General features: G+C 52.3%; 14 protein-coding genes. 9 read left to right on the top strand and 5 right to left on the bottom strand.

Annotation, left to right across the window (positions count from 1 at the left end):
• Positions 1 to 13 precede the first annotated feature (13 nt).
• The 6 genes from kdpB (at position 14) to L3D05_RS11790 (ending at position 9,091) form a co-directional block, all read left to right on the top strand.
• On the top strand, positions 14 to 2,044 hold the full coding sequence (kdpB, locus tag L3D05_RS11815) for a potassium-transporting ATPase subunit KdpB (RefSeq protein ID WP_239616254.1): 2,031 nt from the start codon (positions 14 to 16) through the stop codon (positions 2,042 to 2,044).
• A 13-nt stretch (positions 2,045 to 2,057) separates the two neighbouring features.
• Positions 2,058 to 2,669 (top strand): potassium-transporting ATPase subunit KdpC, encoded by a 612-nt coding sequence (gene kdpC, locus L3D05_RS11810; protein ID WP_239616253.1) that lies wholly within the window; start codon positions 2,058 to 2,060, stop codon positions 2,667 to 2,669.
• Positions 2,670 to 2,799: 130 nt separating this feature from the next.
• Positions 2,800 to 5,142: a histidine kinase gene (locus L3D05_RS11805; RefSeq protein WP_239616252.1), complete on the top strand. Its 2,343-nt coding sequence runs from the start codon at positions 2,800 to 2,802 to the stop codon at positions 5,140 to 5,142.
• Between the two features lie 100 nt (positions 5,143 to 5,242).
• A complete protein-coding gene (locus L3D05_RS11800; RefSeq protein ID WP_239616251.1) occupies positions 5,243 to 6,988 on the top strand; it encodes an ABC transporter ATP-binding protein in 1,746 nt (581 codons plus the stop codon).
• Positions 6,969 to 8,813 carry an ABC transporter ATP-binding protein gene (locus tag L3D05_RS11795; RefSeq protein ID WP_239616250.1) on the top strand — a complete coding sequence of 615 codons (1,845 nt, stop codon included), beginning with the start codon at positions 6,969 to 6,971 and terminating at the stop codon, positions 8,811 to 8,813. Before L3D05_RS11800 ends, L3D05_RS11795 begins: the two co-directional genes overlap by 20 nt.
• 26 nt (positions 8,814 to 8,839) lie before the next feature.
• Entirely contained in the window at positions 8,840 to 9,091 is a 252-nt protein-coding gene (locus tag L3D05_RS11790; RefSeq protein ID WP_239616249.1) for a DUF6953 family protein, read from the top strand.
• Between the two features lie 62 nt (positions 9,092 to 9,153).
• Here L3D05_RS11790 and L3D05_RS11785 read toward each other — a convergent pair whose 3' ends face one another.
• The 5 genes from L3D05_RS11785 to L3D05_RS11765 all read right to left on the bottom strand — a co-directional run bounded on the left by L3D05_RS11785 (position 9,154) and on the right by L3D05_RS11765 (position 12,637).
• Positions 9,154 to 10,053 (bottom strand): CPBP family intramembrane glutamic endopeptidase, encoded by a 900-nt coding sequence (locus tag L3D05_RS11785; protein ID WP_239616248.1) that lies wholly within the window; start codon positions 10,051 to 10,053, stop codon positions 9,154 to 9,156.
• 71 nt (positions 10,054 to 10,124) lie between these two features.
• Positions 10,125 to 10,631 (bottom strand): L,D-transpeptidase, encoded by a 507-nt coding sequence (locus L3D05_RS11780; RefSeq protein ID WP_239616247.1) that lies wholly within the window; start codon positions 10,629 to 10,631, stop codon positions 10,125 to 10,127.
• A 137-nt stretch (positions 10,632 to 10,768) separates the two neighbouring features.
• Positions 10,769 to 10,984, bottom strand: a complete 216-nt coding sequence (locus L3D05_RS11775) for a hypothetical protein (protein WP_239616246.1) — start codon at positions 10,982 to 10,984, stop codon at positions 10,769 to 10,771.
• Positions 10,985 to 11,076: 92 nt separating this feature from the next.
• Positions 11,077 to 11,907: a Rossmann-fold NAD(P)-binding domain-containing protein gene (locus L3D05_RS11770; protein WP_239616245.1), complete on the bottom strand. Its 831-nt coding sequence runs from the start codon at positions 11,905 to 11,907 to the stop codon at positions 11,077 to 11,079.
• A 172-nt stretch (positions 11,908 to 12,079) separates the two neighbouring features.
• Positions 12,080 to 12,637, bottom strand: coding sequence for a helix-turn-helix domain-containing protein (locus tag L3D05_RS11765; protein ID WP_239616244.1), 558 nt, complete (start codon positions 12,635 to 12,637; stop codon positions 12,080 to 12,082).
• A gap of 160 nt (positions 12,638 to 12,797) precedes the next feature.
• On the opposite strand from L3D05_RS11765, the gene L3D05_RS11760 reads away from it, so the two are divergent.
• Genes L3D05_RS11760 through L3D05_RS11750 form a run of 3 tightly spaced genes read left to right on the top strand, consistent with a single transcriptional unit; the run spans position 12,798 to position 15,043 of the window.
• Positions 12,798 to 13,439: an alpha/beta hydrolase gene (locus L3D05_RS11760; RefSeq protein ID WP_239616243.1), complete on the top strand. Its 642-nt coding sequence runs from the start codon at positions 12,798 to 12,800 to the stop codon at positions 13,437 to 13,439.
• On the top strand, positions 13,439 to 14,215 hold the full coding sequence (locus tag L3D05_RS11755; protein WP_239616480.1) for a DODA-type extradiol aromatic ring-opening family dioxygenase: 777 nt from the start codon (positions 13,439 to 13,441) through the stop codon (positions 14,213 to 14,215). Before L3D05_RS11760 ends, L3D05_RS11755 begins: the two co-directional genes overlap by 1 nt.
• Before the next feature lie 39 nt (positions 14,216 to 14,254).
• Positions 14,255 to 15,043, top strand: a complete 789-nt coding sequence (locus L3D05_RS11750; protein WP_239616242.1) for an SDR family oxidoreductase — start codon at positions 14,255 to 14,257, stop codon at positions 15,041 to 15,043.
• Positions 15,044 to 15,134 lie beyond the last annotated feature (91 nt).

Here is a 15,134-nt window from a genome sequence, read left to right as displayed (position 1 = left end):
AGGTGAACCGTTCATGAGTGCTAATCGTAAATCTATGCTAACCTCCGCGATCGTGAGCCGTGCGGTCAAGGATAGCTTCGTAAAATTAAACCTGGTGAGCATGATGAGAAATCCCGTCATGTTCGTCGTCGAAGTCGGTACGGTCGTCGTTCTGCTGATGACGCTATTTCTCGGGTATTTCGGGACGAAGGATGATGTCGGATTTAACCTCGCGGTGTTCATCATCCTGCTCTTCACCGTCCTGTTCGCGAACTTCGCGGAAGCGTTGGCGGAGGGCAGGGGGAAGGCGCAAGCGGACTCGCTGAAAAATTCGAAAAAAGAGATCAACGCGAACAAAGTTGTCGGAGGCGTCGTTAAAGTTGTTTCGTCTGTTGACTTGCGCAAAGGCGATGTGGTGGTCGTTTCCCAAGGGGAGATGATTCCTGGAGACGGCGAAGTCATTGAGGGCTTGGCGTCTGTCGATGAATCGGCTATAACGGGGGAGTCCGCGCCCGTTATTAAGGAAGCGGGAGGAGATTTCAGCTCCGTGACGGGCGGTACCCGTGTCGTCAGCGATAAGATCAAGGTGCGAATCACAAGCGATCCGGGGGAATCTTTCATCGACCGGATGATCTCTTTGGTGGAAGGCGCTAAACGTCAGAAGACGCCGAACGAGCTTGCGCTTAACACGTTGCTGACTAGCTTAACGATTATTTTCCTCCTTGTCGTCGTGACGTTGGGGCCGATCGCAGGGTATTTGGATATAGAGTTGAAGGTTCCGGTGTTGATCGCTTTGCTCGTCTGTCTCATTCCGACGACGATCGGCGGTTTGCTCTCGGCGATCGGGATCGCCGGAATGGATCGGGTGACGCAGTTCAACGTGTTAGCCATGTCCGGTAAAGCCGTGGAGGCGGCGGGGGACATTAATACGATGATCTTGGATAAAACGGGGACGATCACTTACGGGAACCGGATGGCTAGCGAGTTCGTTCCGGTCGGGGGAGCGGATGTTCGGACGGTAGGGGAATGGGCGGCTATTAGTTCGGTGAGCGATGAAACGCCGGAAGGTCGCTCGGTGCTGGAATTGATGAAGATGATGGAGTTAACGTTCGATGTTTCCCTGGCTGCCGGTGCGGAGTTTATCGAGTTCAAGGCGGAAACGCGGATGAGCGGGGTCGATCTTCCGGATGGACGCAAGGTGCGTAAGGGCGCAGTCGATGCGGTGAAGAAATGGGTTGCGGCGCAAGGCGGAAGCATTCCTATCGATCTGGACGCTTGCGGCGATAGTATTGCTCGCGAAGGTGGAACCCCGCTAGCGGTCGCGGTCGATAATCGGATCTATGGCCTTATTTATTTGAAGGATACCGTTAAACCCGGCATGCGCGAACGGTTCGACCAACTGCGCCAAATGGGCATCAAGACGATTATGTGTACCGGGGACAATCCGTTGACGGCGGCAACGATCGCGCGCGAAGCCGGGGTGGACGATTTCGTGGCGGAGAGCAAGCCGGAAGACAAGATCGCCTTGATCCGCCGGGAGCAAGCGGAAGGCAAGCTTGTCGCGATGACGGGAGACGGCACGAACGATGCGCCGGCACTGGCTCAAGCGGACGTAGGACTTGCGATGAACAGCGGGACGATTGCGGCCAAGGAAGCCGCCAATATGGTGGACTTGGACTCCGACCCCTCGAAGATTATCGAGGTCGTATCGATCGGCAAGCAGCTGCTTATGACGCGCGGCGCGCTTACGACATTCAGTATCGCGAACGATATCGCTAAGTATTTCGCGATTATTCCCGCCATGTTTATTCTGGCGATTCCCGAGATGAGCGTTCTTAACGTCATGGGGCTTGGCTCCCCGTTGTCGGCGATTTTATCGGCATTAATTTTTAATGCCATTATTATTCCGTTGCTCATCCCTTTGGCGATGAAGGGCGTAGCTTACAAGCCTCTGAGCGCGTCGAAGCTGCTTAGCCGCAATATCATTATTTATGGCCTCGGCGGCGTCATCGTGCCATTCATCGGCATCAAGTTGATCGATTTGGTTGTTCATCTTTGGGTGTAGGAAGGGGAAAAATATGAGTAATCGAGCAGCGAGTTACCCCGGTGCTACCGGAGTTTCCTATTTCATAGTCGCCTTGCGAGCTAGTATCGTTTTTATCATTCTGTGCGGCATCATTTATCCGCTTGCGACAACGGGGATTGCTCAAGCGATTATGCCGCATAACGCAAACGGAAGCCTGATCAAGGATTCCTCAGGGAACGTGATCGGCTCCGAGCTGATCGGCCAGAGTTTCGCCGATCCGAAGTACTTCCAAGGCCGCGTATCGAGTATTGATTACAATGCGGCCGGATCGGGATCGAACAACTATGCTCCGTCCAATCCGGATATGCTGCAACGTACGCAGGATTCCATCGATGCCTGGAAAAAGAATAATCCTGACGTTCCGGTTTCCAAGCTGCCGATCGCTCTGATTACCAACTCCGGTTCCGGTCTCGATCCGCACATTACCCCGGAATCCGCCGAAGTCCAGATCCCCCGGATCAGCAATCTGACTGGCGTGGCGGTGGCGGAGTTGGAGAAATTAGTCTTGAAGCATACCGAAGGGCGCGACTTGGGCTTGTTCGGAGAACCGCGGATCAATGTGCTTAAGCTTAATCTTGATTTACAAGCTTTAATTAAATCATAGAGAGTAACAGCTTATGCTGAGGGATGTCTCTTCATAAGCGGGCAGGCTGCCGCTCTATTCTCCCGGAAGATGTATAGCCGGTAGATTAGAGCGGCGTGGCTGCTTTAAATCGGAAAGGAGAAACGAGGCAATGGAAAGCTTTCGCCGCAAGACGCCGGAAGAGCTGCTGCATTCGATCTTGAAAATCCAAACCGGCCGCTTAAAAATCATAATCGGTGCGGTTAGCGGCTCTGGCAAAACCTATCATATGCTGCGCGAAGGCCAGACGCTGCATAGCCAAGGCATAGATGTCGTCGTCTGCGCCGTATCCACGATGCGACGGCCCGAAACGGTGGAGCAATTGCAAGGATTAGAGAAAATTCCGAGCATTCACTGGATGAATGGCGCCGTGGAGAAAAAGGATCTCAATCTCGAAGCGCTGGCACAGCGCAATCCGGAGGTTGTTCTAGTAGACGGCCTAGCCCATAGGAACCGACCGAACGCTAGATTTCCCACGAGATTGGAGGATATCCAGTACTTGCTTGGGCGAGGCATCAGCGTCATTGCGACCGTCAACGTCTACGAGTTGGAGGGAGTTACCGAGCTTGCCCAGAGGCTAACGGGCATTGAAGCGGAGGCGACGGTCCCGGCAGACACGTTGGACCTTGCTGACGAGGTGCGTCTGATCGACGTCAGCCCGGAAACGATTTTGAAACGGATGGATGAGGGGAATCTCCCCAATCTAAACCTCAAGGATCCTAAGCTTCTGAAGAGAGGGAACATCGGCAAGCTGCGCGAACTTGCTCTGCGGCTGATGGCCGAAGACGTAAACGAGTCGCTGGAGAAGCATCGGGAGAAGCAAGGGCTAGTCGGTCCTTCCGGAGCGACAGAGCGCATCCTTGTCTCGGCGCAGTACCATTGGAACGGCTCGATTCACATACGGCGAGGACAACAAATTGCCAAGAGGCTTGGCGGAGACTTGAAGATCGTAACGCTGGTGAATCCGCGGAAGGCCCTCTCCAAAGAAGCGGCGCAGTTCAAACGTTCCATAGAGAAGCTGGCGAATAAAATAGACGCATCGTTCGAACAATTGCCGCTACCGACGAGACGCCGATTGCCCGGCACATTGGTCCGGTACGCGACTCTTAACAACGTAACGAGGATCGTGCTCGGCCATTCTAAGCAAAGTATGTGGCAAGATTTCTGGCAGGGCTCGATCGCGGACGGCATTCTGAGAAAAACCAAAAACGTCGATGTATTTTTCATAGCGGATCGGGCCGATTACGACGGGGAAAGAGTGCTACCTACGAAATCGACGGCCTCCCATGCGGACTCCGAACCTTATCGCCGTTTAAGCCCGGAGGAAATCGAGCGGAAGATCGGGCGGATCAAGCGCGGTAAATTCAAAGTTTATATCGGAGCGGCACCTGGCGTAGGAAAAACCTACATGATGCTGAGAGAAGGCAACGATCTGCTGCGCAAGAAAATCGACGCGGTCATCGGGTTGCTGGAGACGCACGGGCGAGCGGAGACGAGAGCGCAGGTAGGCGAGCTTCAGACGCTGCCCCGCGCGAAAATCAATTACAAGGGCACCGAGCTTGAGGAAATGGACGTTCCCGCGATCCTTCGCCGCAATCCCGAGGTTGTTCTGATCGACGAACTAGCCCATACGAATGTCCCGGGCAGTAACAACAAGAAGCGATACGACGATGTCCTCGAAGTGCTGGAGGCGGGAATTTCCGTCATCTCGACGATGAACGTCCAGCACTTGGAGAGCTTGAACGACGCCGTAGAGCAGATTACGGGAGTTCGCGTTCGGGAGACGGTACCGGATAACATTCTGAGGCTAGCGGATGAGGTAGAGCTCATCGATGTCGCTCCCAAAGCTTTGCAGCAGAGATTGCGGGAAGGCAAAGTGTATGCGATGGATAAGGTGGCGCAAGCGATCGGACATTTTTTCAAAATGGGTAATTTGATCGCACTACGGGAGATGGCGCTAAGAGAAATTGCGGATGATGTGGATGAAAGGCTCGAATCGTGGGAGCGGAACGGCTCGCTTAGAGGCCCGTGGAGGAGGCGGGAAAGCATATTCGTGTGCGTGACGACTAGCGCTAACGCGGATCGGCTTATCCGTAGGGGATTCCGTATCGCTCATCGCCTGAAAGCGGATTGGCATGTTATGTATGTTCATGTCGGCCAGTCCATAAGCGTTGAAACGAGCAAGAGAATACAAGCGTTGCAAGACTTGACCGATAGATTGGGCGGGAAATATGAGACCCAGCATTGCGAGTCTAATAAGCAATTGCCGGAAGTTATTCTGGAGAAGGCGCTTCAACATCACAGCACCCAGATGATCGTTGGGCAGTCCGCTCGCGGCTTCTGGCAATCGCTTCTTCGTAAGCCCGTCGTGAAATCGATTTTGCGGCACGGACGCCATATGGATGTGCTCGTCGTCGCCGATTATGATCCGAATATACGAATGGAGGACGATTAACGGGGTTCCCACGCAGGGTCAATTGTGGGTAAAATAGAAGGGAGGATATGTAGAGTCAGACATAATCAGATTTAAAGGCACAATGCACGGAGGAAGAGAGATGCCATTATTTTTCCGTTTGATTAAGAAATATCGCGTGGCTGCTATTACGGCGATCGTGCTTATGCTGGTCGAATTGGCGGTTGAGCTTGTTCAGCCATTGCTCATATCCAAGATTATCGACGACGGAATCGCTCGGCATGATGCGGGAGTCGTGCTCATATGGTGCGGAGTTCTGGTAGCGGGCACTTTGCTCGCTTTCGGCGCCGGGATATTAAGCTCGTTCTATGCCGCGCACGTTAGCCAGAGCTTAGGGTATGATATTCGAGAGAAGCTTTACGGCAAAGTACAAGCTTTCTCTTATTCGGTCTTCAATCGATTCGCGACCTCTTCGCTCATCACCCGTCTGACGAATGACGTTACGCAGGTTCAGGACACGACGTTCATGGGGCTGCGTTTCATGCTTCGCGTGCCGCTTGTCGTCATCGGCAGCATGATTATGGCGCTTGTCGTCCATGCCGGGCTTGGGTTTCTGTTGCTCCTGACCGTCCCTGCCCTGATCTTGTTTATCGTGTGGATGGTTAAGAAGGCGGCTTCCTTGTTTAAGAAGGTTCAACAACGGCTCGATAACGTTAACGGGGTCATGCAGGAGAACTTGACGGGCATGCGACTCATTCGCGTATTCGTTCGCAGGGAGCAAGAGGCCGCGAGATTCGCGCGTCATAGCGGGGAGCTCATGCAGAGCTCTGCTTCCGCGCTTCGGCTCACCGAGATAACTCTCCCCTTCATCGTGCTTATTATGAATGCGGGGATTATCGCGGTGCTTTGGTTCGGACAGCTCGAAATCCGAGCGGGAAGCGCCACGACCGGAGAGGTTGTGGCGATCGTGAATTATTCCCTTCGGACCGCGGGAGCTTTATCGGCGTTGTCCATGCTCGTTGCGGCTTTCTCGAGGGCGCATGCATCCGCGCAGCGCATCAACGATACGATGGAGACGGATGAAGAAACGCAACGGATTAGCGATGAAACGGATAAAATAGAGGAAACAATCATGGAAGGAAGCGTCGAGTTTGACCGGGTTGCCTTTCGATATCCGAATACGGCCGCTCCCGTGCTGGAGGACATCTCTTTCCGTGCGAGTCCGGGATACACGGTTGCGATTCTCGGGGCGACGGGCTCGGGGAAATCCTCGCTCGTTCAGCTTATTCTTCGTCTGTACGAGGAAGACGAGGGGAACATTCTCATCGACGGGCGTAACGTCCGGGAATGGCCTATTCGGAAGCTGCATGACTCCATCGGTTACGTGCCGCAGGAAGTTGTGCTTTTTACCGGGACGATTCGCGACAATATCGCATGGGGCCTCGAAGGCGTAAGTCTGGAGCAAGTGACGAAGGCAGCTCGGCTGGCGCAAATCCATGATACGATCGTTCAGTTGCCGAACGGTTACGATACTCTGCTCGGACAGCGGGGCATTAATCTGTCGGGCGGCCAGAAGCAACGGATTTCCATTGCCCGCGCGCTCATCCGCAGGCCGGCTATCCTGGTGCTCGATGATAGCACGAGCGCGCTGGACGTTCGAACCGAAGGCGCTCTCCTGCAAGCGATCAGCAGCTTGAGATGCACGACGTTCCTCATCACGCAGAAAATCAGCTCCACCTTGAACGCGAACCTGATTGTTTTGCTGGATGACGGACGACTGATCGCCCAAGGAAACCATATGCAGCTAATGGCAAGCAATACTTTGTATCGCCGCATTTACGAATCGCAATTCGGGGAGGAGGGTTCGCATGTGGGAAGCCTTAAGTGAACCCTTCCGCTATCGGAAGCCTACAAAGGCCGCAAAGGAATATAAGGAGCAAGAAGCCGGAGTCACGGTTAAACGCCCCAAGCAGAAAGCGAAAAACTGGCAAGCGACGCTCAAGCGAGTCTGGTCTTATCTTGCGCACCGTAAGGGACGATTAAGCCTTGTTTTGTTCATGGTTCTCTTAAGCTCGGGCTTGACCTTACTTGGCCCGTACTTAATCGGACGCGCGATAGATCATTATTTGGAAGGGCCGGGCGGTGCACCGTGGCTTCTATTCCTCGTTGGCCTAGCAGCCGTATACGTGTGTAGTTCGTTAGTTAGCTGGCTGCAAAACATATGGATGATCTCGATCGCGCAAGAAACGGTGTACCGGATGCGCGTCGATCTGTTCGGCCATTTGCATAAGCTGCCCATTCCATTCTTCGCTAAGCGGCAACGCGGAGAACTGATGAGCCGCATGACCAACGATATAGACAACGTCAGCTCGACCCTGAATAGCTCGGCGATTCAGATTTTTTCCAGCATCCTCATTCTCGTAGGAACCGTAATCGTGATGCTGCTGCTCAGCCCGCTTCTTACTTTACTGACCTTCTTGGTCGTACCGCTAATGGCGCTGGGTATGAAATGGATTACGCGTAGAACCGGCGTCCTGTTCAAGGAGCGTCAAGGGAATCTCGGGGATTTGAACGGGTATATCGAGGAAACGTTGTCCGGGCAACGCATTGTCAAAGCTTTTTCCCAAGAGGAGCGGGTCATCGAGGAGTTCGGGGAGCGTAACAGGCGGATCAAGCTGTCCGGATTCTGGGCTCAGGCCATTTCGGGATTCATTCCGAAGCTGATGAACGGGTTGAATAATTTAAGCTTCGCGATCATTGCCGGAATCGGAGGATTGCTTGCCATTAGGGGGGCGATCACCGTCGGGGTTATCATCGTATTCGTCGAATACGCTAGACAATTCACTAGGCCGCTGAACGATCTTGCGAATCAATGGAACACGCTGTTGTCGGCTGTCGCGGGAGCGGAGCGGGTGTTCGAAATCTTGGACGAAGACGAGGAAGCCAAGGATGAGACTGCAGCGGAGTCCATTGAATCGGTTCAAGGCGAGGTTGTGTTCTCCCATGTCTCTTTCTCCTATAATCCGGGAGAACATACGCTTAAGGACATCAGCTTCGAAGCGCGCCCGGGCGAAACGATCGCGATTATCGGGCCGACGGGGGCAGGTAAAACCTCGCTCATTCAGCTGCTCTCGCGTTTCTACGAGGCGGATTCGGGGAACATTACGGTAGACGGACATGATATCAAGTCCATACGGAGGGAGAGCCTTCGATCTCATATGGCGTTCGTTCTTCAGGACTCTTTCCTGTTCGAAGGGACGATTCGGGACAACATCCGTTATGGCAAGCTAGACACGACGGATGACCAAGTCGAGCAGGCGGCGAAGCTGGCGAATGCCCATTCGTTCATTTCTCGGCTTCCAGGCGGCTATGACAAAATCCTGCAAGGCGATGGCAGCGGGATTAGCCAAGGGCAGAAGCAACTGCTCGCCATCGCTCGGGCTATTCTTGCGGATCCAGCGATTCTCGTGTTGGACGAGGCGACGAGTAGCATCGACACGGTTACGGAAATCAAAATCCAAGAGGGACTGCAACGGTTAATGGAAGGACGCACGAGCTTCGTCATTGCCCATCGCCTCAATACGATTCGCCGCGCGGATCAAATTCTTGTCCTGAAGGACGGGAAACTGCTGGAGCGAGGCTCTCATGAGGAGCTATTGGCCAAGCCAGGACTCTATAGCGAGCTGTTCCACGGTCATGTTCAGTTGCAATAAAAGCACATAAGAAGGAGCGAAAATAGATGAGTTTTACAGCGGATGAAGTAGCGAACTGGATGTTCGGGGAATTAAAAAACAGCGGAGTGCTCTATCAAGAGGCAGCGGTTAACCATATTAAAGAGCATTTTGGCGAACAATTTATTTACGCTAACGATAACGGACACGAATCGATAGATAAGGAAGTCAAGAAGGCGTTTAAGAAGCTGCATGGCGGCAAAGCAGCTTGGGACAGGGATGCATTCTACTGGGGTTGGACTTCCGCGATTAAGGCGTGACGCGTTCAATAGGGTAGAGGAACCGCCGGTCGGAAACAGACGGGTTCCTCTTTATGATTGCTTTATTGAGCTAACGTTGGGGCTGATACGGCACTTTTTCTTCCGTACAAATAGTAGACTCCGACAATGCCGATAATCAGCACGACAATGGAAACATAACTTCCTTCTGCACCGAACGTACCGCCCGAGAGGGAGGAAGGCCCATTGTCAGTAGTATGCAATACGGCGGGAACGACGTCGGTTCCCGAAACCTTGAAGCCGTAGACGTACCCTTGGAAGTAGTTCCAGCTTAAATGAAGTCCGATAGACCACCATAATCCTCCGGTCACTTCACGGGCGACCGACATAATCACGCCTGCAAGAATAAGGACAATAATGGGGAACGGAGAATCGAAGGTTCCGGGGTTCATGCCGTGCAGAATCGCAAATAGGAGCGAGCTGGCTACGATGGCCATTTTGGGTCCATAATGATGTCGAATCAGACCTTGAACATAACCGCGGGAGAAGATTTCTTCAGAAAATGCAGCGCAAACATATAGCAAAATTCCCCATAATAAGGATTGGACCAGCTCTTGATTCCATTCGGCGGCCTCCCAGCTAATGCCTCCCATTGCCCAAATGATAACGGAAGATAGAGAAATCAGCAGGATCCCGCCAGCAAGACCATGAAGAGCAAAGACGGAGCTGCTTCTCTGTTTGAAACCTAATGACCAGCCCTTCTTGCGCTCGAACCATAAGTACATTGCAAGCGAAGCGATAATAAAGGCTCCCATCATCCCGAAATTAAACAAGTCGCCATACCCGATTTCAACCTGAATTTCTCCGTTTGCGTCTTTAGTGGCCGACGTTACGATTTGAAGCAATACGATGATGAAAACAATACCGAATACTAGAGCGAGACTTAGTAAGATTTTACCGATGACAGCAGCTGCAGATTTAATGATATTCCCCACCTTGATCATTTTGTGTTGTTCCTATCCATGAACATTTGAAATTATATCTTCCAAATTTAGGTTATGTCAATTACTGGATGTTATTTCTGGATGAGAACGGGAGTACTGACCTTAAGCTGATCATAGAGCCAACGGACTTCTTTATTGTGCATGCGGATGCATCCCGCGGAGACGTATTTGCCTATCGATTTCTCGTTGTTGTTGCCATGAATTCCGTAAGCGTAGGACGTTTTGCCGTTACGGGTGACATCCAAGCCGAGCCAGCGATCGCCTAGTGGATTCTTGGGATCTCCGCCTTTGATTTTCTCTTTGTAATAGGGCCGGTTTTTGACCTTCTCATGAATGGTGAATAAGCCTTCCGGCGTATAGGAGGGCTTCTTTCCCGTGGCTACGGGGAACGATTTGATTAACTTTCCTTCTTCGTAGAAATACAGCTTGTTAGACGATTTGTCGATGAGGATGAATTGCTCGTACTTGGCGAATTTTTCCGCTAGTTGGACGGTTTCCGCATGAGCGGTAACGACGGCAGGAAGGAGAAATAAGGCGAATAGAACAACCATAAAACGATACCAAAACGAAACGCGCATACCAATGGCCCTCCCCGTAGGATCTGACTATTATATATGCGCGAGCTCGGGGAATATGGTAACAAACGGGCGTTTCAATGGAACAAAAGGCGAGGGCTGAGCTCTGTAGTCAACAGAGCTCAGCCCTCAAACTGGGTTTACCGCTTCCTTAATTCGAAAAACTCGCAATCCTCTCTGGAGTGGTAGGCCAGGTCGCCGACTCCGGATTGGATCACGATGGTCTGGCTATCGTAACGAACGATTATGCCGTTGGAGTCGATAATGTGGTCGTTCTTGAAGACGCGCATGCGAGCTTGGCGCTGCATGGCTTCTTCGAAGTCTTGATCGGTTAGCAGACGGATGTTTAATGCCATAGTTACGGATCTCCTCGTCTTATCGGGCAAAGGAACGGTCGCTTCCTCGCGATAAGTTCTAGAAGTCTATTATACCTCTTCTACGGCGGGGGTTACAGGAACTGGGCTTTGGTTTGAACGATGATCTCGGATATTTTATGTTCGAGAGCGTCGATTTTCTGTTGCTGCGTTACGATCTGTCGAGTGAGGTTAACGAGAGTGGACAGAGAGTCGAGCGTGCCTTTGGTTTCGTTTTTCTTAATGGCATATTTGAAGTTCGTCCAGACGGGAGAACGGCTGCTTCGCGGCAAGCTGGCCGCGCTCCGTTGCGATTTGATCTGAACGGTGAGCGGGTCGATGGCGTCGAGCGACTTGCGCGCGGCTTTGATCTTCTCGGAGGTTGCCGATTTCATGGATTTGAGCGAAGCTTCTTTGGCTTTAATGTCTTCGCGGGCGAACTGGACGGACAGCTTCATGGTGTCGGCCTGGGTACGGAGAAGGGTGTTAAGCGTCTTGTTCTTTAAGGACTTGGCAAGCGAGATCTGTTTGTTCAGAGCGGCATAAGCGTCGAATAAGGGTTGATAGCGGACTTTGGTCGCTTGGACCTGGGCCGCGAGCTTGTAGATTTTGTCGGAGTTTATGTCGCGAATTTGCTTGCGCAACGCGGATAACTTCCCTTCGTTGTCGTAGTGAAGAGCTTTAATCTTCGCCTCGAGGTCTTTATCCTGCTTAAGCAGAATATCGAGATCGCCGTATAACGAGTTCAGCTTCGCGGCGGCTTGGCTATCGGATGCGGTGACGGTTTTGTCGAAGCTGAGCTTGATCGGAACGGACAGCTCGATGGCGGAGGTTGCGGCGGATACTAAAGCGGTAGGTAAAGCGGTCATGCAGACGAGCAACAACAAGATGAATGACACCCAACTGACGGACTTTCTTTGGAACATAAGAATGCCTCCTTTGGTTGACTGACGACAAAAAAGCACCTGCAAGAAAGGCTTAATTCAGCCTTCTCTTACGGGTGCTTCCGTCGTAAGTGTGGAAAAATATTGTTGTGTTTGTCCACTATATCGAACGGCTATCGGGGTGTCAAGGGCACGCTATGCATGCTTAGGGAAGTTACAGGATATCCTCATCCTGTTCGCTTTCCGTCTCCTTATAGACGGCGACTAAGACGATGCTGAGCTCTTCGCTTAAATTTTGTACCCGGTGAGGGGTGCAGGCGTTCCAGCTAAAAGAATCTCCTTCTACAAGCACGGCGGAGTCTTCTCCTTGCTCGGCGAGAATCTTGCCCTTAATCACCATGTGAACTTCTTCCCCCTGATGGGCGTGAGGAGCTTCGCCGGTCGAGGCGCCGGGCGGGAATTCGACGAGTCTAAGCTTCAAGCTCTTTGACGAGCTTAAGTGTTCAACCTTCAAGTTTTCGATACCGCTCGTTGTCGCCTTGCGATCCTCTTTGCGGACAACGCTCATCCGTTCTTCTTTTTTCATCAGCAAATAGGTCAAGGGCACGTTCAGCGCCTGCGCGATGTTGTCCAACGTTGCGATAGACGGGGAGGTTTTATTTGTTTCGACTTGGCTCATGAAGCCCTGGGATAAGCCGGTTTCCGCGCATATTTGGGCGATCGTGATTTTCTTGCGTTTGCGGATCGTGCGGATGGAGGAACCGATATCCATTCGTTGCCGCCCCTTCCTCACAAAATATTTGTAATACTAACTATAATTCGATATTAACAATTTTCAGGTTGACAATCTAGTCCTAAACTTATAAATTAGTTATACGAAATAAAATTCTCTATTGGTAATATAAATGGCGGAAAACAGGGAGGAAACGACCATGACAGCAACCTACGAATACGATATCCACCTGCCTCCGAACGCTGAGACGGGTAAAAAATACCCGGTTATCTTCACCTTGCACGGCAAAGGTTCGAATGAGCGGAACATGTTCGGCTTGGTGTCAGCATTATCCGATGAGTTTATTATTGTCGGAATCCGCGGCAACCTGACGCTAGGAGCCGGGTATCAATATTATGAGCTGAAGAGCTTGGGCAATCCGATCCGCGAGTTGTTCGATGAAGCTGTTAAGCAGTTGGAAAGCTTTATCGAGGATGCGACCGACAAATATCAGATCGACCCTCAGAGACGTTACTTGCTCGGATTCAGTCAAGGAGCGATCCTGTCAATGACGCTTGCGTTGACGATGGGTGATCGATTAAAGGGACTCGTGGCGTTAAACGGCTACGTGCCCGGATTCGTGAAAACGGAGTATGCGTTGACGGATATTAGCAAAGTGGCTGTTTGGGTTTCGCATGGCTTGTACGATACCGTATTCCCGATTCATATCGGGGAAGAGACGGCGGCTTATTTCGAACCGTTAACCCCGCAACTGACTTTCAAAACCTATCCGACCGATCACGGAGTGTCGGAAGACAACCAGCAGGATATCATAAAATGGATAAAGGAGCGTGAGAAGTGATGATCCCTTCTTATTTTATCGCCCATGGGGCGCCATCGTTAGTGTTGGACAAAGTCGATTACACGGACTTCCTTAAGAGTTATTTTGCATCATCGCATCCTAAGCCTAAGGCCATCGTGCTGTTCTCCGCGCACTGGGAAAACCGGACGCAGACGATCAGCGCCGTTCCCGGAACCTACCCGACGATCTACGATTTCGGCGGCTTCCAGGACGAGTTATATCAGATGAAGTACCCGGCCAAAGGCGATCGTTCCCTTAGCGAGGAAATCGGACGTTTGTTCAAGGAGCATGGGGTCGAGAGCGCCGTTGACTTAGAGAGAGGGCTGGATCACGGGGCATGGGCGATTCTGAAGCTGATGTACCCGGATGCCGACATTCCGGTCATCGCGTTATCGGTCAACCGATACCTGACGAATGAACAACAATACCGGATTGGCGCGGCGCTAGCGGAGCTGCGTGAGAAGGATATTCTTGTCATCGGCAGCGGGGGAACCGTTCATAATTTGCGGAGAGTGAATTGGCGGGCCGAGGAAGCGGAAGCTTGGGCGGAGACGTTCGACGGTTGGCTGGAGGAAAAGCTGCTCGCTTGGGATACTCAGGCGTTGTTCGAATATCGTGAAGTTGCCCCACACGCAGTAGAAGCCGTTCCGACGAACGAGCATTTCATTCCGCTATTCCTGGCAATGGGGGCTGGGGAACGAAACCGGCAAGCGAAATTATTGCATCGCAGTTACCAATATGGCACTCTTAGCTTAAGCTGCTGGCAGTTTAACTAAACGCGGCATTATCGGATGACGGAAAGGGTGTAGTTGAACATGGATTTGTTGCTGTCGGGTAAATCGGTTTTCGTGGCTGCTGCGAGCAAAGGCTTGGGCAAAGCGGTCGCGCTTCAATATGCTAGGGAAGGCGCTCGCGTGACGATCGCCAGCCGCAGCTTGGAGCAGCTCGCGCATACTCGCGATGAGATTAAGGAGCTGACCGGAGTCGAAGCGGCGATCCTGCAGATGGATGTATCCAGCAGCGAAGACGTCAGACATGCGGTTCGGACCGCTGCCGCGATGGGCGATGGCTTGGACGTGTTGGTTACGAACGCCGGAGGCCCCCAGGGCGGATTTTTCTCAGATATGGCAGACGAGGATTGGGCGAGTGGCTTCGAGCTCAGCCTGATGAGCACCATACGGTTAATCCGCGAAGCGTTGCCTTTCCTGAAGGCGGCGGGGGGAGGAAGGATCGTCAACTTGGCGTCCACTTCGATCAAGCAACCCATCGACGGGCTCATATTATCTAATGTTTTCCGGGCGGGGGTGCAAGCCTTAACGAAGAGCTTGGCATCGGAATTGGCCGGGGACGGCATCTTGATCAACACGATTGCGCCGGGCAGAATTGCGACGGATCGAATTACCGAATTAGATCAGAAAAGGGCTGAGGCTCAGCAACGTTCGTTCGAGGATATTCAAGCGGAAGCGATTAGGCAGATTCCTCTAGGCAGAATGGGCACGCCCGAAGAGTTCGCTCGGCATGCCGTGTTCTACGGCTCTTTCGCTAACACCTACGTCACCGGACAGTCTTTGCTCGTAGACGGCGGAATGGTTAAAGGGCTTTAAGTAGCAGAAGGTTGCGAGGTGATGGTGAGACGTTAAGCGACGGGAAGTGAATGTTCCAGCTATCCGTCACTAGTCGCTTCACCATCGCACC

The sequence above is a fragment of the Cohnella mopanensis genome (assembly GCF_022352055.1).
Lineage (GTDB): Bacteria > Bacillota > Bacilli > Paenibacillales > Paenibacillaceae > Cohnella > Cohnella mopanensis.
Note: the sequence above shows the minus strand (reverse complement) of the source record. Positions and strands in the feature narration are given on the sequence as shown.